Genomic DNA, 26,289 nt, shown 5'->3' on the forward strand with positions numbered 1-26,289 from the left:
CGCTACTCCTTTTCTATCCGTTTACTTGAATGGACAAAGCTATCCAAAATGAGTAGCACAGCCCCTGCACAGATACAGCTATCCGCCACATTAAATGCTGGCCAATGATAGTTGCCGTAATGCACATCAATAAAGTCGATGACATACCCATACATCAGACGATCAATAACATTGCCTAGTGCGCCACTAATAATCAGCGCATACGCACAAGCGGTTAATGGCTGCGGCTCTTTCATGCGTTTTAAACACCAAGCTAAAAATAGACAAACAACGATCGCCAGAGCGCTAAACAGCCAGCGCTGCGCGCCACCTTGTGAGTCTAAAAAGCTAAATGCAGCACCATAGTTATGCACATAAACTAAGTCAAAAAAGCCATTAATCGGTATCGACTGATACAACGCCATGCTCGATGCAACCAGATGTTTAGTCATTTGATCGGCAATGAGCATGAATGCGCTGAGCCAAAGCCAGCGCATTTGATTGCTAGCGGCCATCTTAAGCAAAAGTCCGCGTTTCACCGGCCCCTGCGACATTACTAACGCAGCGACCACATAAGGTTGGGTGTTCTAGATGTTCACCCACATCCGTGCGGTGTTGCCAACAACGTTCACATTTTTCACCCGCTGCTTTTACAACCGCGACGCGCAATCCTTCGATTTCAGTCGATTGTGCACTGTTGTCCGCTTCACTAAGCGGCGCAACATGCGCTTCACTGGTGAGCAAAATAAAGCGCAATTCATCACCCAGTGAGTCTAAAGCAGCTTTGAGTTTGTCATCGGCAAACAACGTAACATTGGCTTCTAGCTGACCACCTAGCTCTTTGTTATTACGCGACTGCTCAAGCACTTTATTGACTTCATCGCGAACTTGTTGCAACTGCAGCCAAAATTGATCCGCTTGCTCGTCACCTTGTATCCCGAATTTGTCATACCAAGTTCCAGTAAAGACAAACTCATCACGCTCACCCGGTAACTGTTGCCAAATTTCGTCAGCGGTAAAACTCAAGATAGGTGCAATCCAACGCGTGAGTGCTTCAGCAATATGATACAACGCACTTTGGCATGAACGGCGAGCATGACCATCGCTCTTCGCCGTGTATTGGCGATCTTTGATGATATCTAAATAGAAGCTCCCCAGTTCGATTGAACAAAAATGCATCAAACTCTGATAGACCACATGGAATTGATAATTTTCATAGGCATCAACAATCACTTGTTGCGTAGCTTGCGCACGTTGCACCATCCAGCGATCAAGCGCCACCATCTCATCAGTCGCGACCATATGTTCACTGGGCTCAAAACCACTTAAGTTTGCCAACAAGAACCGAGAGGTGTTGCGAATACGCCGATAGGCATCTGCAGCATGCTTGATAATCTCATCAGAAACGGTCATCTCAGCGGTATAATTGGTTGACGCGATCCACAACCGCAAGATATCTGCGCCTAATTTATTCCAGATATCTTGAGGAGCAATCCCATTACCTAATGATTTAGAGAATTTTTTGCCCTGCGCATCAACGGTAAACCCATGAGTCAATACCTCTTTGTAAGGTGCATGGCCATTAATTGCAGTTGAGATCATCAACGATGATTGGAACCAACCACGGTGTTGATCCGAGCCTTCTAAATAGAGATCGGCGCTGTGACCTGTGAACTCGGCGCGCTCAGCAACCACACTGTAGTGGGTGGAACCTGAGTCAAACCACACATCCAAGGTGTCTTCAACTTTACGGTACAGGTCAGCTTCACTCCCCAACAAATCATCGGCAGTTAAATCAAACCACGCCTGAATACCTGCTTTCTCAACGCGTTTAGCAACTTCTTCCATCAGCTCAACACTGCGCGGATGTAATTCACTCGTTTCTTTATGGACGAACAAAGCAATGGGCGTTCCCCATGTGCGCTGACGTGAAATACACCAATCCGGACGGTTAGAAACCATCGACTCAATACGATTTTTGCCCCAGCTTGGCAGCCAACGGGTTTTCTCAATCTCTGACAACGCATGCTCACGCAGCTGCGCTTGATCCATCCCAATAAACCACTGCGGTGTTGCTCGGAAGATAATCGGCGTTTTATGACGCCAGCAGTGTGGATAACTGTGAGTAATTTTTTCTAGATGTAATAAGCTGTTGTGCTCACGCATCGCCGCAAAAATAGCGTCGTTGGCCTTAAATATGTGCATCCCAGCAAATAACGGTGTATCTGGCGTATAGACACCATTCGAGCCCACCACATTACGCGCCTCGATCTGGTATTTTTGACAGACAACGTAATCTTCTTGACCATGAGAAGGCGCGGTATGAACGCAGCCGGTCCCAGAATCGGTAGTCACATGATCGCCTAAAACAATCGGCACTTGATAATCATAAAATGGATGATTAACCTTCATTAATTCTAGCGTTTTACCTTCACAAGCGCCGAGGATCTGATACGACTCAACCCCAATTCGCGCTATCATCGACTCACACAGCGCTTCAGCGCAGACAATCCGCTCAACGCCATCAGGACCGTTGATTTGCACTAATACATAGCTTAAATCGGCATGAACAGCGACCGCACAGTTAGCGGCTAATGTCCAAGGAGTGGTAGTCCAAATCACAACCGAGAGGGGACCTTCACCCACTGTCGTGCCAAAGGCACTCGATAATGCGAGTGGGTCAGATGCGGGAAAACGCACATCGATCGCAGGGCTGACTTTATCTTCGTATTCAACTTCTGCTTCGGCAAGTGCTGAGCCACAATCTAAACACCAATGTACTGGTTTAGCCCCTTGCAGCAGATGGCCATTGTCAACAATTTTAGCCAACGCGCGAATGGTATTCGCTTCGGTTTGATAATCCATTGTCCGGTATGGGTTTTGCCAATCGCCTAACACCCCCATTCGGATAAAATCCTGACGTTGGCCATCGATTTGCTTGGCCGCATATGCGCGACATTTTTCGCGAAATTCAGCCGCGCTAACTTTTTGCCCAGGTTTCCCTACTTTTTTCTCAACCTGCAGTTCAATTGGCAGGCCATGACAATCCCAACCAGGAATGTAAGGCGAATCATAATCAGATAATGTTTTGGATTTAACAATAAAATCTTTGAGGATCTTGTTAACTGCATGGCCTAAATGCAAGGTGCCATTGGCATAGGGAGGACCATCATGCAAAATGAATGTTTTTTTGCCTTTTTTAGCCGCCCGGATAGCCTGATATAGGTTTTTTTCTTGCCAACGTTTTAGTATTGCAGGCTCACGTTGTGCTAGGTTGCCTCGCATTGGAAAATCCGTACTTGGCAAATTTAACGTCTCTTTATAATCGCTCATCGATCCACAGTTCCAGTTAAATAATCTTGGTTATCAAACCAAATTCTCGCTCGCCGAATATCTGCATGAACTTGCTGTTTTAGCGCATCCAGCGAATCAAATTTCACTTCATCTCGTAATTTCATCAGTGGTTCAACCACTAACCGCTGTCCATACAAAGACAGTTGCTGATCAAGGATATGCACCTCAAACAGTAATTCATGGCCATTCGCGGTTGGACGCTTACCTAAATTAGCGATCGCCGGCCATTGCAACGCCTGACCATTCACCATCCGCACCATAACCGCATACACACCGCGTAATGGACTCGAACCGCGAGGTAGATGTAAGTTCGCTGTTGGGAACCCCAACTGCCGACCTAATTTTTGCCCATGAGCTACCTTGCCAGATATCTGATAGCGACGCCCTAGCCAGTCATTCACACAGGCAAAATTGCCTTGATTGAGCGCTTGGCGGATTCGGGTGCTACTGATCCGCTCGCCACGGGCACAAAACGACTCGGTATTTTGTACCGAAAAACCATGCGTTTGCCCCGCTGCTTGCAGCATCGCAAAATCGCCGCTGCGTTGCCAACCAAAACGAAAATCATCCCCAATAACAAGGTGACAGACCGCTAGCTGCTGTACTAGAAGGTACTCAATAAATTGCTCAGCGCTTAACGCAGCAAAGCGCTGACAAAAACGCACTGCCAGTAGCTGATCAACACCTAACGCAGCCAACTGCTGGTATTTATCACGAAAAGAACTGATTCGCTCAGGCGCTAACTCTGCGGCAAAGAACTCCATCGGCTGAGGCTCAAACAACATGACTGTCGTTTTTTTACCCAGCCGCTTAGCCTCTGCGATCAGTTGACCAATCACCTGTTGATGGCCTCGATGAACACCATCGAAGTTACCAATAGTCAACACGCTGTCTGCATGTTCAGGTCGAATATTATCAATGCCACGGATCAGTTTCATTCATTAAGCCCAATTATCCATGATAAGCGCGGAATTATAGCCTGTTTAATCGTCAGATACAGCCCCACTGCTGCTTTTCAAATGTTCCAGTCGTCCCCCTAAGGCTACCAGAGAGACGCCGTAGAGGACAATCGCACCGATGATTGATTCGAGCAATAGTCGTAAACTATGTAAAAAGTCGAAGCTCAGCCACTGTGACCACGAAGGTAACAGGACACACAACACACCTGCCATTAACAATGTACTAGCAAACACTCGGGCTAAGAACAACCAACTGTAGCGGCTGATGCGATAGATATTGCCTTTGACCAAACCGCGATACAATAAAGTGGCATTGAGCAAAGCGGATATGGCCGTTGCCATAGCCATCCCAATGTAGCCAAAGGGAAGAACAAACACGCCATTTAAAACGATATTTGAAATCATCGCAATGATCCCATAGCGTACCGGCGTACGAGTATCTTGCCGAGCATAATAGCCGGGCGCAAATATTTTAATCAACATGAAAAATATCAAGCCACAAGAAAAGGCAATTAAGCTATGTGAGGCATGCAGTACATCGCTGCTATCAAATGCGCCACGCATGAAAAGAACCCTCAGCATAGGGGTGGCCAACACGATCATCCCCGCCATGGCCGGAATTCCAAGCAAGCCCACCATCCGCACGGCCCAGTCCATGGTCTGGCGAAACTCACGCGGATCTTTATCCACATGCCGCTCAGAGAGGCTCGGGAGTATCACCGTTGCAATGGCAATACCAAAGATCCCCAACGGAAATTCAAGCAGTCGGTCTGAATAATAAAGCCAACTGATTGAGCCACTCACTAAAAAACTTGCCATAAACGTGTCAAATAACAGATTGATTTGGCTGACCGACACACCAAATAATGCGGGCAACATCAAAGTGCGGATTTTTTGAACACCAGGATGTTTCCACCCCCAACGCGGCCAGCGCAACATGTTTAGCCGCCATAAAAAAGGGAGTTGAAAGCTAAATTGCAATAATCCCCCAACAAACACTCCCCATGCCAGCCCGACCTCTGGACGTGCCAATGAAGGTGCATAATATAATGCAGCCGCAATCATCGCGGCATTTAAAAATACAGGGGTAAACGAGGCAACCGCAAAACGTCCAAAACTATTTAATATCGCACCAGACATCCCAGTAAAGGTAATAAACCATAAATAGGGGAAGGTGATTTTAAGTAGCAGTGATGAAAGTATAAACTTGTCAGCATTGGGGCCATCGTGCAACCAATCAATAAACCAACCGGCCCCAAAAATCATCGCAACCACTGGCGATGCTACCATCCCGATGATGGTTACGACAGTGACAATACAACCGAGAGTACCACTGACACGGGCCACCAACTCGCGCAATTCATCTTCATTTTCTTGTTGTTTATATTGAGTGAAAACAGGAATAAAGGCTTGGGCAAACGCCCCTTCAGCAAATAACCGCCGCAGAAAGTTAGGGATCCGGTTTGCGAAAAAGAACACATCTGCGGCAGTCCCTGCACCTAACAAATTAGCTACCACCATATCGCGGATTAACCCTAAAACGCGCGAGACCAGCGTCATAGAGCTCACAATGGCGCCAGATTTTAATAATTTTTTGCTCAAACTAGGAATAACCTCAATCAACAACCATGACGTGGCTAACAGAAACTGCTAGAATTGCCCTCAGTTTAACCTTGAGTGATGAGAAATAATAGTTCACCGCGATTGGTTAAATTTTGTTTGACATCACACTGAAAAAAAGGCATATTCCACGGCCTTTAACAGATTCGAGTTCGGGAGTAAACCTTGGCTAATATTAAGTCAGCTAAAAAACGTGCTATTCAGGCTGAAAAAAGCCGTAAGCACAATGCTAGCCGCCGCTCCATGATGCGTAGCTACATGAAAAAAGTAGTTGCTGCCATTACAGTAGGCGACAAAGAAGCAGCTCAGAGCGCTTTGACACAAGCTCAACCTATTCTGGATCGTGCCGGTGCCAAAGGCTTGATTCATAAAAACAAAGCAGCTCGTCATCTGAGTCGCTTGAACGCTCAAATTAAAGCACTCTAAGTTGTCTTTAATGTATAAAAAAACCGGCTTCTGCCGGTTTTTTTATACATGATTCTCACAGTATAGTCGATGTAACAGTTGCAAAACTTCGCGTGCGTTATTCCCACACAACGAATAATAGATTGTTTGCGCCTGCTTGCGTGTTTTGACCATTTGCGCATTGCGTAGCCACGCCAAATGTTGGGACAATGCTGACTGACTCAACGCTAAACGCTGGTTTAACTCTCCAACCGACAACTCCCCCTCTACCAGATAACAGAGCACCATTAGTCGGTGTTCATTAGCCAGCGCCTTGAGTAAATCAAGGGCGTTACGTGCATTGGCTTGCATCTGTTCTATATTAATATCGTTCATGATTGGTTTAATCCGGCAAAAAGCTCACTAAAGTCACTCTTACAAAGCCGTTTTACGGCTGGATGTTGAATCATCCTCTGGGCGAAGATAACATAATACTCTTCTTTGATATCATCTGTCATACCCAACTGATGGATCCGCACGTCGCGCATGATCTCTTCAGTATAAATAGCCGGCGCTACAAAAATACCTTCGCAGGTTGAACCAAATGCTGTCATCAGCGCGGCATCATCAAATTCGCCCATAATCGATACTGACAACCCCACTTCGTCAAACCAACTGAGCAACTTACGCCCTAAGGCACTGCGCCGTGAAGGAACTAGCAACGGACTCACTTCAAGACAAGCCGGAAACGGCACATCGTCAATAGGGTGAGCACTAAAAAAGGCCACCCCACATTCACCAAGCCATTTACTAAACAAAGTATCTTGCTTATCACTGTCAATGGCGCAATCGGAGAGGATCATATCTAATTTATGCTCGCTCAGCTGCGCGAGCAACATTTCATGAGTCGACTCAATACAACGCAACTGCATTTTACCATCTTGCGGCATCACTGACATCAATACCTTCGAGGCGAGCGTTTTGCTTAAGGCATCCGCGACGCCAACCTCAAATAACAAACTCTCCTGCCCAGTATAATTGACAATATCGAGCATCTCATAGCTTAAAGAGAACATTTTGTCGGCATATTTAAACACCAGTTGCCCCAGCTCAGTTGGAATAATCCGCGGTCCTTTGCGAATAAACAAGGCACCATGAAAGCGCTCTTCCAATAGCTTAATCTGTCCGGTTACTGTTTGCGGCGTTAAAAATAAAGCTTGAGCTGCAGCGGTCACCGAACCACGTTTATAGGTCATCCAAAAATAGTACAGATGATTATAATTTAAATGTGCCATAGGCCCCTCGATAACATCAAACTACGACAGCGACGAATGAATATTGTCGCAATAGAACAAGCCACCACCTATTATCTTAGAGCTCTATCTCACAAGCAACTTATTGACACCCATTAAGCCCTTTAAGCCTGTCTGTAAGCCATTGTTGCTGTTCGGGCAACAGCTGTTGCTGTTTAGCCCAACTATTCCAATGAGCCATACTCTGATAATCACAGTAACGCCCCATTGCCCATTGATAACGTTGCCCACTACGGCTATTTAAAGCGCGATCAGAAAACGCATCCTGCATATCAGACTGCGCTTTTAACTGCACTAAACTATCCACGATTCCTTGGATATAAGCTTGACACAACTCAGGTTGTTTTTGGCAGTCATAGGGGTTATGCATCTTAGCCATGACGCGACCAGATAAGGCTAATGAGGCGATTACCAGCCAATATTGAATCTTCATAAATGCTCCTTTTTAGGCTCAATGAACAACGGTTCGCTACGCTGATGAACTCGGCTTTTGAGTGCAACTGCGCAGTAATAGATAGCCTCCGCATGCAGCAAAAAATGATCCCATAAGAATGGCAAGACGCGCTTGGTCGATCTGAACATCCATGCCGGGAAATGCCAGTGAGGTGATAAATATCGACATAGTAAAACCAATGCCTGCTAACACAGCTGTCGCAAACAACTGCAGCATACGCGTACCTTGCGGAAGCTTCGCTGCACCGAGTCGAATAGCTAGCCAACTCGCGCCAAAGATACCTATCGGTTTGCCTAAAAACAGTCCTAGCATTACCCCAAGGGATAAAGAAATATGAAAGACTGATTCAGCATCGATTAAATTAATCCCCGCATTAGCAAATGCGAAAATCGGCAAGATAATATAACCCGACACAGAATGTAGAGAATGCTCTAAGCGCTCAAGTGGTGAATGATTATGGCCCTTGATTCGCAGCGGGATCATAAAGCCTAATAAAACTCCCGCAACCGTGGCATGCATTCCCGATTTTAGAATCGCCACCCACAACACGACGCCCATTAACAAATAAGGAGTTAAACTTACGCAGCCACGACGATTGAGCATCAATAATCCAAGCATCGCCACACCCGCGACTCCTAATGCTGGCAGTGATAAGCCATGAGAGTAAAAAAGTGCAATGATCACAACGACGCCAAGGTCATCGGCAATGGCTAGGGCTAATAGAAAGACCTTCAAACTTGCGGGCACACGTTTGCCTAATAGAGCCATCACGCCTAAAGCAAAGGCAATATCAGTCGCAGCAGGAATTGCCCAGCCAGACTTTAAATCAGCATCGTGATGATTAAAAAACAGATAAATCAACGCAGGAACGACCATCCCACCTATAGCAGCAAATACTGGTAGACTGGCCTTATCACGACTTGAAAGCTCGCCTTCGATAACCTCACGTTTAACTTCCAACCCTATCACAAGAAAGAAAATAGCCATCAGTCCATCATTTATCCACAGCAATAGTGGCTTTTCGATATTTAAACTAGCAATACGCACCTGCAAGGTGGTGTCAAATAGATGAACATATAAATGATTCAATGGCGAATTGGCCATAATGAGGGCAATCAAAGCAGCGATGATGAGTAAAATACCGCTGGCAGCCTCCATACTTAAGAAACGGTCTATAAATTGACGCACTTTAACTCCTTACAATTGACTCAATTACTATTTAGTGTAGCTATTTTTAGACACAAATAAATTCAGTTCTAATTTAGATCAACATCGATTTTTCCGACCATAGCAGACGCATTTCCCTCTCAATGAGTAAAAATATTGTTTAGCGCCTCATAAAACTTAGGCGAGCATGATAAAATCAGCAACCAATATGAAGCAAAAGCATCCGATATGAAGCAATACTTAGAATTATGCCAACGCATCGTTGATGAAGGTGTCTGGGTCGATAACAAACGCACTGGTAAGCGCTGTCTCACCGTCATCAATGCCGATCTCAGCTATGACGTTGAGAACGGCATATTTCCGCTCGTGACTACTCGTAAAAGCTTTTGGAAAGCAGCCGTTGCTGAAATGATAGGCTATCTTCGAGGATATTCCAGCGCCGCCGATTTTCGTCGTATTGGCACGAAAACATGGGATGCAAATGCTAATAAGAATGCACAGTGGCTAGCGAATCCACATCGAAAAGGAGTAGATGATATTGGCGAAGCTTATGGAGTTGTAGGGCGTGGGTGGCGCACCCCAGAAGGCCAACGAATTGATCTATTAGCACAAATTGTCGATGATTTAAGCCAAGGGATCGATAATCGCGGGGAAATTTTAACTTTCTACAACCCAGGTGTGTTTGATCGCGCTTGCTTGCGCCCTTGTATGTATAGCCATCACTTTTCGCTTTTAGGTGATACCTTATACCTTAATAGCACGCAACGTAGCTGCGATGTCCCATTAGGGCTCAATTTTAATATGGTGCAAGCATACTTCTTACTGGCCATCATGGCGCAGATCACCGACCACAAACCAGGTAAGGTATTCCATAAAATCGTCAATGCCCATATCTATGCCGATCAATTGCCCCTTATGCAAGATGTACAGCTCAAACGAACACCTTACCCTTCACCGACATTTATCATAAACTCTAACATTAAAACGCTACACGATTTAGAGAGTTGGGTCAGTTTGGATGATTTTAAGGTAGAAGGCTACCAACATCACCAACCGATCCAATATCCTTTTTCGGTGTAACTCAGCCAATTAACATGCGCAAACAAAAAAGAGGTCTAGGACCTCTTTTTTTTTGCACCAATCAAGTGTTATCGAACTTGTCGATGACGCCGATACGCCCAAGCGATAATAATGCCCCCTACAATAATCATCGGAATAGAGAGGATCTGTCCCATTGTTAAACCGAACGTAAGAAAACCCAGCTGTGGATCGGGCTGGCGGAAAAACTCAGCGAAGAAACGAAAACACCCATAACAGAATAGGAACAAGCCAGAAACAGCGCCCATCGGGGGTTTACGTTTCGCATAACTCATCAAAATAATCAACAGCAATATTCCCTCAAGGCAAAACTCATAAAGCTCTGAGGGATGACGAGGCAATGGGCCGGCATTGGGATACACAACCCCCCAAGGCATGGTTGTAACTCGTCCCCATAACTCACCATTGATGAAGTTACCGATGCGACCAGCACCTAAACCGAAGGGAACGAGCGGCGCAACCATATCGGCCACCATAAAAAAGCGTCGCTGCGTTTTACGAGCGAAATAGAGCATCGCCAGAATCACCCCTATTAAACCACCGTGGAATGACATACCGCCATCCCAAATTTTAAATAGATAGAGCGGATGGGCAATAAACAAGGGGAATTGATAAAACAACACATACCCAATTCGGCCACCTAAAATGACGCCTAAAAAGCAGTAAAATAATAGATCGCTAACCTGTTCTCGGGTCCAATCATTATCTGGTTTATCAGCATGTCGATTAGCAAAAAACAGCGCAAATAAAAACCCAACTAAGTACATTAAGCCATACCAATGAACCTCAATAGGCCCGAGGCTAAACGCAATTGGATTAATGTGTGGAAAATGCCAAGGTGTCGTCACTACTTTACCCTTCTATTCAGTCAGTAACACAAAAGTAGGTGTTGATTGTGCAGTGTTCCCTGAAAGAACACAAGTTATCACTCTTGGCGATAGCCTCGAACCAAGTTCATCAATCCTTGTTGCTCAACATAGTCCAATAGTAAGGTGTTCACCGCATCAGTGCTTGGGGCTGCTAATAAGCGTGAACGCAAACATTGCAATTCAGTCAACGAAACACGTCGGATGAGATATTTAATGCGCGCTAAATTAAAACTACTCATACTCAGACGTTGATAACCTAAGACGAGTAACGCAATGGCACCGAGCGGATCGCCTGCCATCTCGCCGCAAACGCTAACCGGAATATTGAAACGCTGAGATTCTCGACGAATAAAGTCAAGAGAACGAATCACTGCCGGATGGCAGCTAGAATAGATATTGCTCACTCGTTTATTATTACGATCTACAGCCAGTAGATATTGCGTTAAATCATTGGAGCCGACTGACCAAAATGCGACGTGCTCAGCGAGTTCTGGCAAAATTAACAAGGCAGACGGAACTTCGAGCATCACGCCTAATGCTGGGCGCTGAAAAACCTTCCCAGATCCAAACTCTTCGATAATCTCATTCCAAGCGCGATCCAGCAACGCGCTTGCCTGTTCGACCTCTTGGATCGAGCTTATCATCGGCAGCATAATCGATAAATTGGAATACTCTAAAGCAGCGCGATACATGGCCCGACACTGCAATAGAAAAATTTCCGGATGATCGAGAGTCATTCGAATCCCTCGCCACCCTAGGAACGGATTTTCCTCATGGATTGGAAAATAAGGTAATTGCTTGTCACCACCAATATCCAATGTTCGCATGCACACTGTTTTGCCATGATAACTAGCTAAAATGCGCGAATAACTCTGATATTGTTCAGTTTCGGAAGGAAAGCGATTTTGCAGTAGAAATGGCACTTCAGTGCGATACAACCCAACACCATCAGCCACACTCTCCGCGCGCCCAGCATCGGTACTTAACCCCGCATTGACCAATAGTTCAATACTATGTCCATCTATGGTGACGGCCGCTTGTTGTAACTCTTGATTGATCTGCGCATTCATCACTTTTTCTTGACGCAACAGCTGTCGATACTCACTACATAACAGGCTATCAGGCTCAACAAAAATGGTCCCATTATAACCATCGACAATCAAAAAGCGTTGCTCTAAAAGCTCAACATTGGCACTGACCCCCACCACAGCGGGGATTCCCATCGTGCGAGCTAATATAGCCGCATGAGAACTACTGGTTCCTTGCCGCGCGATAACACCAACTAGCTTGTCACGGGGAATATCACCCAACATGGTCGCAGTCACCTCTTCAGCAACTAAGATAAATCGGTGAGTCGGCATTTGATTGTGCTTTGATGGCATTAAGTTCAATAAAATACGCTGACAAAGATCTTTGAGATCAACTGCTCGCTCGCGTAGATAGCTATCACTTAATGCTTCAAATTGATCAAGATAGTCATGATAAACCAGTTGTAGCGCACTTATTGCACTGTAGCCCTGCTTGATCTTAAGCCGTAATGACTTAATAAAGCTGGCATCATTGAGCATCCCCTGATAGACCTTAAAAATCGACAATACATCACGCGGTAATTGCCCACTTAAACGCTGCGACATTTTTTCAATATCAATATGAGTTTGTGCAACAGCTTTCTCAAGCAAGGTTAATTCCGTGTCGATTTGCGTGGTGCTCACCAACTCTAATTCAGAAAGATCGACAGGAAGTTGATACACCCAGCCATCCGCCATGGCGATCCCAGATGCGCCAGCAATACCTCGAATAGCGGCTCGTTGTAGCTGCTGAGGTTGCTGTATGACATCCGATAAATTAACATGACGTAACGTACTGGACAGGTGTGCGGCAAGCGTAATTAAAAAAGCTTCTTCAGTATCACTAAATGAACGGATGTGTGATTGCTGCACAACCAACACCCCGAGTAGTTCGCGATGATAGATAATCGGAGTGCCTAAAAAAGACTTAAATGAGTCTTCACCTGCTTCGGGGAGGTATTTAAAACTGGGATGTTGATAGACATCGGCAATATTGAGTGGCTCTTCGCGCCGAGCCACTAATCCAACCACCCCTTCATCAAAACCAATAGTACTTCTGCCAACAGCAGATTGTGCTAACCCGTCGCTCCCTCTAAGCAATAACTGTTGATGCTGATTATCAGCTTGATAAACCGAACAGCAATCCACTTTCATTGTCGCGCGAACTTCACTGACTAAAAAGTGGATAGCTTCTTCAAAAGAAGAAGCTTGAGCAACCTTTTCGATCACTCGGCGCAACTCAGTTAACACGAAAACTCCTTCTATCTATTAGGCAGATCGAACCCCAAAGCACATCTTCCTGACGATCGAGCACATCTGATTGTCTATGATGGACTATTAGAGCGACTAGGTAGACGTCGCTTACGACGACGACGGCTCGGGCGTTCTTTCGTCACTTGTCCCATCAATTGCGGCGCAAACTCTTTCAATGCTTTTCGATACACGTCACGTTTAAATGAAACAACTTGTCGCACGGGGTACCAATAACTCACCCAACGCCAATCATCAAATTCGGGATGACCGCAGCTATTAAAGCAGATCTGCGACTCATCACCTTCCAAGCGAATCAAAAACCATTTTTGCTTCTGTCCCAAACAGACAGGTTTACTGTCCCATCGAACTAATCGTTTTGGCAATTTGTAACGCAACCAAGGTCGGCTTACAGCAAGTATTCGAACATCTTCTGGTTTTAGACCAACCTCTTCGAATAATTCCCGAAACATTGCTTGTTCCGGCGTCTCACCATCGTTCACACCTCCCTGGGGGAACTGCCAAGAGTGCTGACCAAACCGTCTGGCCCAAAGCACTTGCCCACGTTTGTTACAAATGATGATGCCAACATTTGGACGATAACCATCACCATCAATCACTGAAATACCTTCAGTTTACATTCAAAGCTATGAGTCGATTCTTTCATATAAGCGAAGCGGCAGCAAACCAATAATGCTGTGAACAAGCAGAAATCTAACGCCTCTGCAAACCTTCTTTCAATAAAACTATACAGAGCGCCGTTAAAAGAGAGGGACTTTTCCAGAATATCTGTGGATAAACACTTGAACAACCTATCAGTTACACACAAACAACTTTGTAACTGTGTATAAATCCATATTTTATAATTTCTAAAAATTAGCTTATCTTATTGTTTTTATATGTTTTTTTATTCAATTTTGAGAATCTAATTACGGTGATGATAAAGTCACACAAAAACTGTCTAAAAAATAATCAAATGATAACAAAACAGCCCAACCTCAACGCAAATTGCATATTTATTAATCAACGCTTAAGTTATTCACCGCATTTTGTGAAGCATTTGATTAAGTAGCAGGTTATTCAATATATTTGTGGATAAGTCTGTGTGTTGTCTCTGAGTCGTTAGGCATAACCCGTGAACGATTTTTCTAAGAAATTAAATTATTCACGCGATAGAATCCAACCTAATGTTTTTACTGTCCTTTTAAATCACTACCAACACAATACGATTTCTTCAGCAATCCCCAATTAACTGTTGTACAATAATTGACTGTTTTGCACATACGACTGATTAATGCCCTCATCCCCACAAACAATTGATGCTCTTTTAACCCGTAGCGAACAAATTGCAGGCCTCACGCTAGCGGAGATCGCAGCTCATTTGGGCGTGCAACTTCCCGCCAATGCGCGTAAAGAAAAAGGTTGGACAGGACAACTTATTGAACTATGGCTTGGCGCAACCGCGGGCAGTAAACCCCAACAAGATTTTCCTCATTTAGGCGTCGAGCTAAAAACTCTCCCCATTGATCGCAATGGCCGACCACTTGAGAGTACCTATGTGTGCATGACACCGCTTCTTAACGCACGCGGCGAAACTTGGCAAAGCTGTAATGTACGCAATAAGCTAGCACAGGTGTTGTGGGTTCCTATATTGGCGGAACGTGCTATTCCAATCGCCCAGCGAATCGTCGGTAATGCGCTGTTATGGCGACCGAGCGCAGCGCAAGAAACTATATTAAAACAAGACTGGGAAGAATTGATGGAAGCGGTCGCCTTTGGCCAAATAGAACAGCTTACAGCGCGTCATGGTGAGGCATTACAGCTACGTCCCAAAGCGGCAAACAGTCAAGTGCGAACCAAAGCAATTGGCCCCAATGGTCAAATTATTGAAACACTACCCCGAGGCTTTTATCTTCGACGTAGTTTTACCGAATCCTTGCTTAGAAATTATTTTTAACGGCAATCGCGAATAAATATTGATCAAATGACAAGCTTCTATAAAAATTAGACTATGCTCTCATATTGTGTCCTCTTTTGAGCGCAAGCCAGAGTCACATGTTGAGTTTATTTACATATTTGGCTGAGGAGCTAGTACGATGCCGCTGAAAAAACAATATTTGAAATCTCGTCCTGAAGTTCGAGTAACATTTGAAATTAATAAACAAGCGACCCATAACGCAAAAAAAGTATACCTACTTGGCGAGTTTAATGATTGGACTCCAGTCGAACTTGAGCATCTAAAAAATGGCAAATTTAAAACTGTCATTAGTCTGCCGACCGATCAACAACCTAGCTATCAATTTCGTTATAAATTCTGCGGGATGGATGGTGAAGAAACCTTTGATAATGATTGGAACGCGGATGCTTATCAGCCCAATAGTTATGGCGAAGATAACTCGGTGGTTATGGTGAGCTATTAATTTCTAGTTTCGTCTATGGTTGATGCAGTAAGCAATAAAACCTATCCGAGATTGATACTAATGGGATCAGTGAGCACAGCGGGCATCTGTCATGCTGGCTATTAGATGCGCCAGAAGAATTTTTGCCCCCAAATGAACCTCGACTAAATGAGCATAAACCATTCCAAGCCATATTGATGCATGCTGGCCTCTTTTTGAGGTATAAAAAAAGCCCGGTTATACCGGGCTTTTTTAATCGCATAAAGAAAAGCTTATTTTTTATCCAGTTTTTCTTTAATACGTGCTTTCTTACCTGACAGATTACGCAGGTAGTAGATTTTAGCACGGCGAACGTCACCACGACGTTTCACAGCTATGCTGTCAATTAACGGGCTGTGAGTCTGGAATACACGTTCAACACCTTCACCGCTTGAAATTTTACGGACAGTGAAAGATGAGTGCAGACCGCGGTTACGTTTTGCGATTACAACGCCTTCAAAAGCCTGTAAACGTTCACGGTTACCTTCTTTTACTTTAACCTGAACGACAACGGTATCACCTGCAGAGAATGCAGGGATGTCTTGTTTCATTTGCTCTTGTTCGAGCGCTTTAATGATATTGCTCATAATTTCTCATCCTAGTATTAACTGAAACTGTCGTGTGTTTATTCGTTATTATCACGAATATACTCAGCAAGCAGTGCTTGCTGTTCGTCAGTCAGAGCTAGAAGTTCTAATAACTCTGGTCGTCTTTGGTAAGTCCGTCCCAGTGATTGTTGTTCGCGCCACTTGGCAATTAACCGATGATTGCCACTGAGTAAAACCTCAGGAACTGTCTGCCCATCCAAAATTTCCGGACGCGTGTAGTGCGGACAGTCTAACAATCCTGCCGAAAAGGAATCTTGCTCAGCTGATGCACTATCACCTAGAACACCAGGTACTAATCGTGATATAGCGTCAATTATTGTCATTGCCGGTAACTCACCGCCACTTAAGACGTAGTCACCAACCGACCACTCTTGATCCACTTCAGCACGAATCAACCGCTCATCGATCCCTTCATAACGGCCAGCCAGAAAAATAAGTTTTCCTGATTGAGCCAATTGCGCAGCACTCGCCTGATTAAAAGTATGTCCTTGCGGTGACAAATAGATAACCTGAGCGTCATCACCCGCTGCCGCTTTGGCTGCATGAATGGCGTCGCGCAGAGGCTGTACCATCATTAGCATTCCTGGACCACCGCCATAAGGTCGGTCATCCACGGTGCGGTGGCGATCTGTTGTGAAATCACGTGGATTCCAACGGTGTAATTCAATTAAACCACGCTTAATGGCTCGACCGCTCACCCCATGCTCAGCTATCGCATCAAACATCTCTGGAAATAAACTGATCACGCCAATCCAAAGTTTTGCTTTATTATCACTCATCAGGACAACCTAAAAGTCAGGATCCCAATCAACTGTTATTACTTGAGCCTGCTGATCAACAGAGTCAATCATCTGTGACTCAATAAACGGAATTAGCCGCTCTTTTTTACCGAAAGCATCTTTAAGATTCGCTTTAACCACCAATACGTCATTGGAGCCAGTTTCCATTAGATCAGTCACCTGACCTAAATCGTACCCTTGACGATTCACCACTTTCATTCCCAGTAAATCACGCCAATAAAATTCATCATCGGCGAGCGTTGCTAACTGATCAGAAGCAATGCCAATCTCCATTCCAGTTAAGGTCTGCGATTGTTCGCGCGCATCGTAGCCTTCAAATTTGGCTATCAGTGCGTTATTGTGGCGGCGCCACTCAGTTATAACCACAGACTGCCATTGATTATCTTGACCAATGAGCCAGTTTGGGTAATCAAAAATAGCTTCATGTTGTTCAGTAAAGGAGTTGATTTTCAGCCACCCCTTAATGCCATATACCGCACCAAGGCGACCTACAATGACAACATCTGGATGACTCATCTCATTTACCTTCTAATAACTTGCTTGATTAAGCCGCAGCTTGTGCGTCTTTGATCAATCGTTCTACGCGAGTAGAAACAGTCGCACCCTGGCTGATCCAGTGTGTGATGCGTTCCATATCGATGCGCACACTTTCTTCCGCTTCGTTTTTCGCAATAGGATTATAAAAACCCAAGTTCTCGATGAATCGACCGTTACGAGCGTTACGGCTGTCAGCGACAACAACTTGATAAAATGGCCGCTTTTTAGCGCCACCACGTTGTAAACGAATGGTAACCATATCGTCCTCACTAATTAATAAATTTTTTGCCCCAGCAAATGGAGCACCCGCTAATTGAAGCCGCCAAATTTTACTCTTTTTCAGACAAAAAGCAAGCGAATAGACCTGCGCTCAATTTGCCTTATTTAAGGCCATTAGCGCACTTGATAATGCCGCTGATCATGGGCCTGCGCCAATAAATTACGACTTTCTTGCATAAATTGATCAGCATAACTGCCAAACCAATGGCGAACTTTCGAAAACTCATCGATGAAAGCTTGTTGATCGTGGCTCTCCAGCAGCTCAACCAATTGACCAAAGCGCTCATGATAACGACGGATCATTGCCAAATTTTCGGGTTGAGCCATAATAATATCGGCATACAACTCTGGGTTTTGTGCAAATAGACGCCCAACCATCGCCAATTCGAGCCGATAGATAGGTGAACTTAGATCTAACAATAGTTCCAGCTCTGGCGCTTCATGACAAAGATGAACCCCATAAGCAAACGAGGTAAAATGACGCAGCGCTTGAATCAACGACATCGCTTGGTCATGTTGTTTAGCTGGCGCCGGATACAAATGCGCGCCCCAAATGCGGATCTGTTCTAACAGCCATTGATAAGTACTTTCTCCGCGCCCATCAGCATACACCACAACTTGTTTGGCAAAACTTGCCACGTCAGGACCGAACATGGGGTGCAAGCCGACCACTGGCCCACTATGTGCTTGTAACATCGCCTCAAGTGGACGCGCTTTAATACTGGTCAAGTCGGCGAGAATGCAATCTTTAGGTAATGATGAAAGCTGGGCGATGACCTCTGTGGTCAGATGAATCGGGACGGAAACCACCACCAGCGCAGCATCCGATAATATGGACTCACTGCGTGACCAATCTTGGCGCTCCAATATCCGCACTTGATAGCCTGACAAACGAAACATTTTGACAAACAAACCACCCAGTTGTCCGCCGCCGCCAATCACTACAATCGGTCCTGCGTTGGGGTTTATCTGTTTAAAACCATTATCATGTTCACTGCTGTAAGATTCGCGCATCACTCGACGCAACACATCTTCAATAAGCTGCTCAGGGACGCCTTGCGCTAACGCTTCAGCGCGGCGCTTAGATATCATGGCCGTTTCGCGATCAGGGACATAAATGGGCAAGCCATGTTGACTTTTGATCTCACCAACTTGTTTGACCACAGCGAGCCGTTTGGCAAATAATTCAATAAGTTGTTGATCAAGCGTATCAATTTGATCACGTAAGGGGCCTAATGGATCACTCATCAGTGGGCTCCAAACGAGCCACTAGTGGACCACTCAAGGCTTGATGCATCTGCTCGAGAACCGTTTCTGTGGTTGGCCAATCAATACAAGCATCCGTTACTGACACCCCATATTTTAACTCACTCAGCGGCATATCACTTGACTGATTTCCAGCATGAATGTGACTTTCTAACATCAAACCAATAATAGAACGATTGCCATCAATAATCTGATTGACGACATTTTTCGCCACCCGCGGTTGAAGACGATGATCTTTGCTGGAATTACCATGACTACAATCGACAATCATGCTTGGCTCAAGACCCGCTTCTTGCATCGCATCCTCAGCAATAGACACATTCACAGAATCATAGTTCGGCTGCTGCCCCCCCCGTAAAATAACGTGACCATCAGGATTGCCGTGGGTTTGCAATAAGCTGACCTGCCCTTGAGCATTGATCCCCATAAAGCGATGTGCAGATGAAGCAGAGCGCATCGCATTAATAGCTGTTTGCAAATTACCATCGGTCCCATTTTTAAAACCGACTGGCATTGACAGACCGCTAGCCATCTCTCGATGAGTCTGTGATTCGGTTGTGCGCGCGCCAATGGCCGACCAACTAAACAACTCATTGAGATATTGCGGACTAATCGGATCAAGCGCTTCGGTGGCAGCAGGTAACCCTAATTCGGCAATCCACGTGAGCAATTCCCGAGCACGATGCATGCCCGTTTCGATATCAAAGCTATTATCCATGTGGGGATCATTGATAAAGCCTTTCCAACCAACGGTGGTACGTGGTTTTTCAAAATACACACGCATCACGATAAACAATTGATCCTGATAGCGATCATGCAGTGCTTTAAGGCGCCGTGCATAATCTTTGGCAGTCTCTAAGTCATGGATTGAACATGGCCCACAGATAACTAAAAAACGTGGGTCTCGCTTATGGCAGATATTCGCAATAGTTCGGCGAGAATCAAGCACAAATTGTTCAGCCGCTGCTGACAAAGGCATTTTTTCTCGCAATTGCGCAGGTGTAATCATCACCTGTTCTGAGCGAATGTGTTTATCGTTGATCGAATCGGTTTGCATCTGAGCTATGAACCCCTTGGAATTAGCGCGCTTAACGAGTAAGTCGATTAAAAAAGATAGGAAAAGATCACAATACCAGTGCCAACGGGTTTTGCAAGAGCTCCGATTTTATCAGTTTCGCTATTTCTTCTAACTCGGCCGCAAATTTGTATCGAAGCACTGGATTTGTGGTATCGCTGCGCATAGGCTCAAACTTAGTTATCAAGGAAGAGATCTATGCCATCTATACCGCACGGAATGTTAATTGTCTCATTAGCGCAGCAAATGAGTCTGTTTTTGGTGCTGGCCTATCTATTGAGTAAAACTCCATTATTTACGCCGGTGGTATTACTCTCACAGCGCTTTTCTCATCGGGTATTTATCTACCTACTATTTTCTGGTTTTTGTATTCTTGGCACCTACTTTGGACAGCCTATTCAAGATGCAATTGCCAACACCCGAGCCATTGGCGCCGTGCTTGGCGGGTTATTTGGTGGTCCTATCGTAGGCTTTTTGGTCGGGTTGACGGGGGGACTACACCGCTATCAATTTGGTGGATTTACCAATGTTGCTTGCGCTATATCGACAACCTGTGAGGGATTATTTGCCGGATGCGTCTATAGTTTTTTTCGGCGCAACCGCCGCTTTAGCGATGTGTTGTACTCGCCTAAACAGGTCTTTATGGTGACTTTGGTTGCTGAATCATTGCAAATGCTTATTTTATTACTCGTTGCCAAACCGTTTGTCCAATCATTCGCACTGGTTAGAGTGATAGCGCTACCCATGCTATTAGCCAACTCAATGGGCGCCGCGCTATTTATGGCGATGATCAATGATCGCAAATCACTTTATGACAAGTTCAGCCGCACTTACTCAGAAAAAGCGCTGCAACTGGCACAGCGTATTGTTGGCGTATTACCCGATCTAACCACGCAAAGCGCGAATCAGATGGCGATGATCTTACAACAAGAGACTGGTGTTTCTGCCGTGGCAATTACCAACCGTACGCAAGTACTTGCATTTATCGGGGTAGGTGCTGATCACCACCTACCAGGCACCGATATTACCTCGGACCTCACCCGCCAAGCCATCGATGAAGATAAGGTCGTCTTTGCCGATGGCGTACAGTGGGTCTATCAGTGCAGTTGTTCAGCACACTGTCCACTCACCTCAGCACTGATCATTCCACTACGCTGCGCGGGTGAAGTGATTGGCACCGTAAAATTGTATGAGTCTAAACGCCGCTTATTTTTAACGATTAATCGCACGTTAGGTGAGGGGATCGCTCGGATCATTGAAGAACAGATGCTCAGCAGCCATTATCAACAGCAGCAGATCCTACTCGCACAGTCGGAGTTAAAGTTGGTTCGCGCCCAAATTCACCCCCATTTTTTATTTAATGCACTCAATACCATTGCCGCAGTAATGCGCAAAGACACCCACCAAGCACGCACCTTAATCACCGATTTAGCGTTATTTTTGCGCACAAGTTTAAAGCAGCGCCAAGAGTTAGTCAGTTTATCCGAAGAGTTGCGTTATACCCGAGCCTATTTGAATATTGAACAAAGCCGATTTGGTCAACGACTCCAGGTTGAAATCGATATTCCAGAGTCATGGATGACATTGCAACTACCTAGTTTTACGCTACAACCGTTAGTTGAAAATGCCATCAAACATGGCTTATCGCAAAAAATTGGACAAGGGATACTCCGTATCTATGCCCGCCACTTACCTCGCCAAGAGTACTTAATTGTCGAAGATAATGCGGGTTTATACCAAAATCCATCCAAAGATAAGCAGGGGTTGGGACTGCATATTGTCGACACTCGACTCAGAAGCCATTTAGGCCACCAGCAAGGGCTATCTGTTGAATGTCTACCGGGCCTATTTACTCAAGTCCAAATTCCCATGTCAGGAGTCCATTATGTTCAACGCCATATTAATTGATGATGAACCCTTAGCTCGCGAAGAACTACGTTCGTTGCTCAGCCAAGATAGCCGCTTACAAGTGGTTGCTGAATTTGACAATGCGGTCAATTATCTTCGTCAACATGAGCAATTGAATATCGATGTATTGTTCGTTGATATCCATATGCCAAAACTCAATGGCCTTGAGCTTCTCGAGATCATCAATGTCAATCATTCACCGTTGGTGGTGTTAGTCACCGCAGATGAAGATTATGCGTTGCAGGCATTTGAAAATGCAGCTTTTGATTACCTTCTCAAACCTATCGAAGAAAGCCGTTTAGCGAAGACATTGACTCGATTAGTCGAGCGTCTCACAGTCATTCATGCACCAACTCGCCCTCAATTATCATCGCTTAGCTTACTGCCATGTTATACCCAAGCGCAGCAGCAGTGGGTACGCTGCCAGCGCATTGAATACGCCTTTTCAGATTTAAGCGGTGTACATATTTATGACGGTCAACAGTTATTACATACCTCTCTGACCTTAAAAACGCTTGAAGAACAACTGCGTTTAATTCGCTGTCACAGACAATATTTAATTCATCCCGATGCCATCCACAGCATTACCTTACAAGAAGGCGGGTGTGCGCAGCTTGTCACCTTTAGCGGCGCGCACATTCCGGTAAGCCGTCGTTATTTAAAAAGCTTGCGCGAGCTTTTTTCACTATCCGGTTAACCGCTTACCGTGGCAATTTGACCGTTCACGCGCCAATAAAGCCACTGCCCCCCATTCACCTAGTACTAGCACCGTAATCTGCTCTAATGCCATCGTGCATCTACCCCTAATAGCATGAAACAAGGAGGCTACTATGGCTTGGTTTCTAATGTGTGTCGGCATTTTACTGGCTGGCTATTTTATCTATGGCAAGATCATTGAGCGGATCTTTGCCCCACAACCTGAACGTGCAACCCCCGCCACGGAAATGGCCGATGGCGTCGACTACGTCGTCATGAGCGACAAAAAAATCTATCTGGTGCAATTACTGAATATTGCAGGCCTCGGCCCTATCTTTGGCCCTATTCTAGGTGCTTTGTATGGACCGGTTGCAATGCTCTGGATCGTCTTTGGCAGTATTTTTGCGGGCGCCGTTCATGATTACTTCTCTGGCATGTTGTCAATTCGCTCCAATGGCGCATCCGTACCAACAGTTGTTGGCGATCAACTCGGTAATGTTGCCAAACATTTTATGAATATCTTTGCGGTCATATTGCTATTGTTGGTCGGCGTGGTCTTTGTCTTAGGTCCAGCAAAATTACTCGCCGAGATGATGCATATCAATGTATCAATTTGGGTCGCCATTATCTTTGCTTATTATATTTTGGCAACCATTGTACCCATCGATAAAATTATTGGGCGGTTATACCCTATCTTTGGCGCCCTACTCATATTTATGTCAATTGGCCTAATGATTGGTCTAGCTGTCAGCGATCACCACTTTTATAATCAAGGCTTGCAACTGACCCAGAATCTCCACCCTAAAAATCTCCCGCTTTGGCCACTGTTATTTATTACGATTGCCTGTGGTGCCGTATCAGGCTTTCATGCCACTCAATCACCATTGATGGCGCGCTGTATGGCCAACGAAAAATCAGGGCGTTTTGTATTTTATGGCGCCATGATTGGCGAAGGGATCATCGCGTTGATCTGGTGTACTCTGGGTTTATCATTCTATCATGACACGGGTGCCCTTGAAGCAACGATTCTACATGGTGGTCCAGCAGCCGTTGTCCATGATGTTTCCACATCCTTACTCGGTGGTTTCGGCGGCTTATTAGCAATTTTGGGCGTGGTCATCTTACCCATTACATCTGGTGACACCGCCTTTCGTAGTGCGCGTTTGATTATTGCAGACTTTTTAAAATTAACGCAAAAATCATTAATTCGGCGCTTGTGGATAGCCATTCCGATGTTTGTTGTCGGTTACTTAATCACACTTGCTCAATTTGGGGTCATTTGGCGCTACTTTGGTTGGGCTAATCAAACCACTGCGATGATCATGCTGTGGGCTGCTGCTGCCTATTTAGCCAAAGAGGGAAAATTCCACTGGGTATGTACCATTCCTGCGGCATTTATGACAGCCGTTACCTTCACCTACCTGTGCCATGCCACCATTGGTTTTAATCTACCGATGTCAATTGCAACACCAGTAGGCTTAGGCATTACCGCTATTGCCCTGATCGCCTTTTTAATCAAATTTAAAGGCCCGCACGCACTCAATAGTGCAGCAGTCAAACCGCATTAACTCGCTTCATTATCAAAAAGCCCGCCGTATGCGGGCTTTTTTGTTTAATAAACGACTAACAGAGCGGGCCGTTTCGCTTTACTGGTCGCATCACGGCCGTTTTTTAATCGCATTAATAATAGCGCTAGTTGAACAACCATCCTCAAAATGTAGCACCTGAACATCACCGCCATGCGCCAACACTTCTTGATGTCCGGCAATTTCATGAACTTGATAATCGCCACCTTTCACTAATAAATCAGGCAACACATCAGCGATCAATTGCTGAGGAGTATCGCTGCTAAAGCTCACCACCCAATCAACCGCACTCAATCCAGCCAACACCGCCATACGCCGCTCTAGCGGATTGATAGGCCGCTCAGCACCTTTCAGACGACGCACCGACGCATCATCATTCACTGCAACAATAAGCCGATCACCTAAGCTTCGTGCTTTGCTTAAATATGACACATGCCCAGCATGTAGAATGTCAAAACAGCCATTGGTCATCACCACTTTCTCGCCGCGACTTTGAGCAATATGTACGGCCTCTTTCAGCTGAATTTGAGTAACCACGCCATACCCACTGTCATTACCGCCATAGATTAATTTGGCTAATTCTTGGGCTGACACAGTTGATGTTCCCATTTTGCCGACCACAATACTGGCCGCAGCATTGGCTAACGCACAGCTTTGAGAAAGGTTCTGTCCAGCGGCTAAACTAGCAGCAAGCGTGGCAATCACGGTATCCCCGGCGCCTGTGACATCAAATACCTCTTTGGCTTGGGCAGGTAAATGTAGCGGTGCTTTACCCTGTTCCAGCAACGTCATGCCATGTTCGCTGCGTGTAATTAACAATGCGCTTAAATCCAACGTTTCAACAAGCTGCAGCCCCTTGTTGACAATCTCATCTTCACTATCACAATGGCCAACCACTGCTTCAAATTCACCAAAGTTGGGCGTTAACAGTGTCGCTCCTCGATATTTTTCAAAATCTGAACCCTTAGGGTCAACTAAGATAGGCAAGCCCAGTTCCCGAGCACAGTTAATCAGCGTTTTAACTTGAGATAACGCCCCTTTGTTATAATCGGATAACACTACCACTTGGTGAGACTTGAGCTGCACGCGGTATTTATCAACTAATTCAGTCGCATCAACGGAGTGAAAATCTTCTTCAAAATCTAGCCGAATTAACTGCTGATGGCGACTCATGACCCGTAATTTAGTGATGGTTGGAAAGCTATCAAACTGAGCAAAATCACAAGCTACGCCTACTTTAGCCAATTGCACTTTCAACACATTAGCGGCTTCATCTTTACCAGTCATTCCCAGCAAGGTTGACGACGCGCCCAAGGCAACGACATTTAACGCCACATTCGCAGCGCCGCCTGGGCGTTCTTCGTTGCTTTTTACATTCACCACGGGTACGGGTGCTTCAGGAGAGATGCGCCCTGTATCACCATGCCAATAACGGTCAAGCATCACATCACCGACAACTAAAACTTTAGCTGGCGCATATTCAGGAAGATCTACTTGCATTGTAAATCCTTTATTTTAAGCTCAATCAATTGATAATAATTAAAGTCTATCATAGAGGCTTTTAAAAGCAGCTGATTTTCC

Annotated in this window: 25 protein-coding genes; 7 read left to right on the forward strand and 18 right to left on the reverse strand. The window is 45.3% G+C overall.

Annotated features, from left to right (window positions below; genetic code table 11):
* Window positions 1-2 precede the first annotated feature (2 nt).
* Genes lspA through murJ form a run of 4 tightly spaced genes read right to left on the reverse strand, consistent with a single transcriptional unit; the run spans window position 3 to window position 5,894 of the window.
* Entirely contained in the window at window positions 3-533 is a 531-nt protein-coding gene (gene lspA / locus ABUE30_RS15795) for a signal peptidase II (RefSeq protein WP_408624800.1), read from the reverse strand.
* Window positions 496-3,312, reverse strand: coding sequence for an isoleucine--tRNA ligase (ileS, locus tag ABUE30_RS15800; RefSeq protein ID WP_408624801.1), 2,817 nt, complete (start codon window positions 3,310-3,312; stop codon window positions 496-498). Before ileS ends, lspA begins: the two co-directional genes overlap by 38 nt.
* Window positions 3,309-4,271, reverse strand: a complete 963-nt coding sequence (ribF, locus tag ABUE30_RS15805) for a bifunctional riboflavin kinase/FAD synthetase (RefSeq protein ID WP_408624802.1) — start codon at window positions 4,269-4,271, stop codon at window positions 3,309-3,311. Before ribF ends, ileS begins: the two co-directional genes overlap by 4 nt.
* 45 nt (window positions 4,272-4,316) lie before the next feature.
* The gene (gene murJ, locus ABUE30_RS15810; RefSeq protein WP_408624803.1) at window positions 4,317-5,894 is read right to left on the reverse strand and encodes a murein biosynthesis integral membrane protein MurJ; all 1,578 of its coding nucleotides are present in this window, start codon (window positions 5,892-5,894) and stop codon (window positions 4,317-4,319) included.
* A 183-nt stretch (window positions 5,895-6,077) separates the two neighbouring features.
* On the opposite strand from murJ, the gene rpsT reads away from it, so the two are divergent.
* A complete protein-coding gene (gene rpsT, locus ABUE30_RS15815; protein ID WP_408624804.1) occupies window positions 6,078-6,338 on the forward strand; it encodes a 30S ribosomal protein S20 in 261 nt (86 codons plus the stop codon).
* A gap of 42 nt (window positions 6,339-6,380) precedes the next feature.
* Here rpsT and ABUE30_RS15820 read toward each other — a convergent pair whose 3' ends face one another.
* From ABUE30_RS15820 to nhaA, 4 genes are all read right to left on the reverse strand, one after another.
* Entirely contained in the window at window positions 6,381-6,683 is a 303-nt protein-coding gene (locus ABUE30_RS15820) for an ArsR/SmtB family transcription factor (protein ID WP_408624948.1), read from the reverse strand.
* Between the two features lie 5 nt (window positions 6,684-6,688).
* A complete protein-coding gene (gene nhaR, locus ABUE30_RS15825) occupies window positions 6,689-7,591 on the reverse strand; it encodes a transcriptional activator NhaR (RefSeq protein ID WP_408624805.1) in 903 nt (300 codons plus the stop codon).
* 100 nt (window positions 7,592-7,691) lie between these two features.
* Window positions 7,692-8,042, reverse strand: a complete 351-nt coding sequence (locus tag ABUE30_RS15830) for a hypothetical protein (RefSeq protein ID WP_408624806.1) — start codon at window positions 8,040-8,042, stop codon at window positions 7,692-7,694.
* Between the two features lie 36 nt (window positions 8,043-8,078).
* Entirely contained in the window at window positions 8,079-9,251 is a 1,173-nt protein-coding gene (nhaA, locus tag ABUE30_RS15835; protein ID WP_408624807.1) for a Na+/H+ antiporter NhaA, read from the reverse strand.
* A 207-nt stretch (window positions 9,252-9,458) separates the two neighbouring features.
* On the opposite strand from nhaA, the gene ABUE30_RS15840 reads away from it, so the two are divergent.
* Window positions 9,459-10,310 carry a thymidylate synthase gene (locus ABUE30_RS15840; protein WP_408624808.1) on the forward strand — a complete coding sequence of 284 codons (852 nt, stop codon included), beginning with the start codon at window positions 9,459-9,461 and terminating at the stop codon, window positions 10,308-10,310.
* 68 nt (window positions 10,311-10,378) lie between these two features.
* On the opposite strand, the gene lgt is transcribed toward ABUE30_RS15840, so the two are convergent.
* From lgt to rppH, 3 genes are all read right to left on the reverse strand, one after another.
* Window positions 10,379-11,176, reverse strand: coding sequence for a prolipoprotein diacylglyceryl transferase (gene lgt, locus ABUE30_RS15845; RefSeq protein WP_408624809.1), 798 nt, complete (start codon window positions 11,174-11,176; stop codon window positions 10,379-10,381).
* 77 nt (window positions 11,177-11,253) lie between these two features.
* Window positions 11,254-13,515 (reverse strand): phosphoenolpyruvate--protein phosphotransferase, encoded by a 2,262-nt coding sequence (gene ptsP / locus ABUE30_RS15850; RefSeq protein ID WP_408624810.1) that lies wholly within the window; start codon window positions 13,513-13,515, stop codon window positions 11,254-11,256.
* Window positions 13,516-13,589: 74 nt separating this feature from the next.
* Entirely contained in the window at window positions 13,590-14,135 is a 546-nt protein-coding gene (gene rppH / locus ABUE30_RS15855; protein ID WP_408624811.1) for an RNA pyrophosphohydrolase, read from the reverse strand.
* Between the two features lie 674 nt (window positions 14,136-14,809).
* On the opposite strand from rppH, the gene mutH reads away from it, so the two are divergent.
* Both mutH and ABUE30_RS15865 read left to right on the forward strand, forming a co-directional pair.
* Window positions 14,810-15,472: a DNA mismatch repair endonuclease MutH gene (gene mutH / locus ABUE30_RS15860; protein WP_408624812.1), complete on the forward strand. Its 663-nt coding sequence runs from the start codon at window positions 14,810-14,812 to the stop codon at window positions 15,470-15,472.
* 139 nt (window positions 15,473-15,611) lie between these two features.
* Entirely contained in the window at window positions 15,612-15,935 is a 324-nt protein-coding gene (locus tag ABUE30_RS15865) for an isoamylase early set domain-containing protein (protein ID WP_408624813.1), read from the forward strand.
* A 251-nt stretch (window positions 15,936-16,186) separates the two neighbouring features.
* Here ABUE30_RS15865 and rplS read toward each other — a convergent pair whose 3' ends face one another.
* The 6 genes from rplS to ABUE30_RS15895 all read right to left on the reverse strand — a co-directional run bounded on the left by rplS (window position 16,187) and on the right by ABUE30_RS15895 (window position 20,500).
* Window positions 16,187-16,540, reverse strand: coding sequence for a 50S ribosomal protein L19 (gene rplS / locus ABUE30_RS15870; protein ID WP_408624814.1), 354 nt, complete (start codon window positions 16,538-16,540; stop codon window positions 16,187-16,189).
* A gap of 38 nt (window positions 16,541-16,578) precedes the next feature.
* Window positions 16,579-17,340, reverse strand: coding sequence for a tRNA (guanosine(37)-N1)-methyltransferase TrmD (trmD, locus tag ABUE30_RS15875; protein ID WP_408624815.1), 762 nt, complete (start codon window positions 17,338-17,340; stop codon window positions 16,579-16,581).
* 9 nt (window positions 17,341-17,349) lie between these two features.
* Window positions 17,350-17,877, reverse strand: coding sequence for a ribosome maturation factor RimM (rimM, locus tag ABUE30_RS15880; RefSeq protein WP_408624816.1), 528 nt, complete (start codon window positions 17,875-17,877; stop codon window positions 17,350-17,352).
* Window positions 17,878-17,905: 28 nt separating this feature from the next.
* Entirely contained in the window at window positions 17,906-18,157 is a 252-nt protein-coding gene (gene rpsP, locus ABUE30_RS15885) for a 30S ribosomal protein S16 (protein WP_408624817.1), read from the reverse strand.
* 134 nt (window positions 18,158-18,291) lie between these two features.
* Window positions 18,292-19,425, reverse strand: a complete 1,134-nt coding sequence (gene tyrA, locus ABUE30_RS15890) for a bifunctional chorismate mutase/prephenate dehydrogenase (RefSeq protein WP_408624818.1) — start codon at window positions 19,423-19,425, stop codon at window positions 18,292-18,294.
* Window positions 19,418-20,500, reverse strand: a complete 1,083-nt coding sequence (locus tag ABUE30_RS15895) for a 3-deoxy-7-phosphoheptulonate synthase (protein WP_408624819.1) — start codon at window positions 20,498-20,500, stop codon at window positions 19,418-19,420. Before ABUE30_RS15895 ends, tyrA begins: the two co-directional genes overlap by 8 nt.
* Before the next feature lie 216 nt (window positions 20,501-20,716).
* Here ABUE30_RS15895 and ABUE30_RS15900 point away from each other — a divergent pair, with 216 nt between their 5' ends.
* The 3 genes from ABUE30_RS15900 (at window position 20,717) to ABUE30_RS15910 (ending at window position 24,690) form a co-directional block, all read left to right on the forward strand.
* On the forward strand, window positions 20,717-22,426 hold the full coding sequence (locus ABUE30_RS15900; protein WP_408624820.1) for a LytS/YhcK type 5TM receptor domain-containing protein: 1,710 nt from the start codon (window positions 20,717-20,719) through the stop codon (window positions 22,424-22,426).
* A complete protein-coding gene (gene btsR / locus ABUE30_RS15905) occupies window positions 22,404-23,123 on the forward strand; it encodes a two-component system response regulator BtsR (RefSeq protein WP_408624821.1) in 720 nt (239 codons plus the stop codon). Before ABUE30_RS15900 ends, btsR begins: the two co-directional genes overlap by 23 nt.
* A 133-nt stretch (window positions 23,124-23,256) precedes the next feature.
* Window positions 23,257-24,690 carry a carbon starvation CstA family protein gene (locus ABUE30_RS15910; RefSeq protein WP_408624822.1) on the forward strand — a complete coding sequence of 478 codons (1,434 nt, stop codon included), beginning with the start codon at window positions 23,257-23,259 and terminating at the stop codon, window positions 24,688-24,690.
* Between the two features lie 90 nt (window positions 24,691-24,780).
* Here the strand turns inward: ABUE30_RS15910 and hldE are convergent, their stop codons facing one another.
* Window positions 24,781-26,208: a bifunctional D-glycero-beta-D-manno-heptose-7-phosphate kinase/D-glycero-beta-D-manno-heptose 1-phosphate adenylyltransferase HldE gene (gene hldE / locus ABUE30_RS15915; protein WP_408624823.1), complete on the reverse strand. Its 1,428-nt coding sequence runs from the start codon at window positions 26,206-26,208 to the stop codon at window positions 24,781-24,783.
* Window positions 26,209-26,289 lie beyond the last annotated feature (81 nt).

Origin of the sequence: Celerinatantimonas yamalensis (assembly GCF_046054155.1) — a bacterium.
Lineage (GTDB): Bacteria > Pseudomonadota > Gammaproteobacteria > Enterobacterales > Celerinatantimonadaceae > Celerinatantimonas > Celerinatantimonas yamalensis.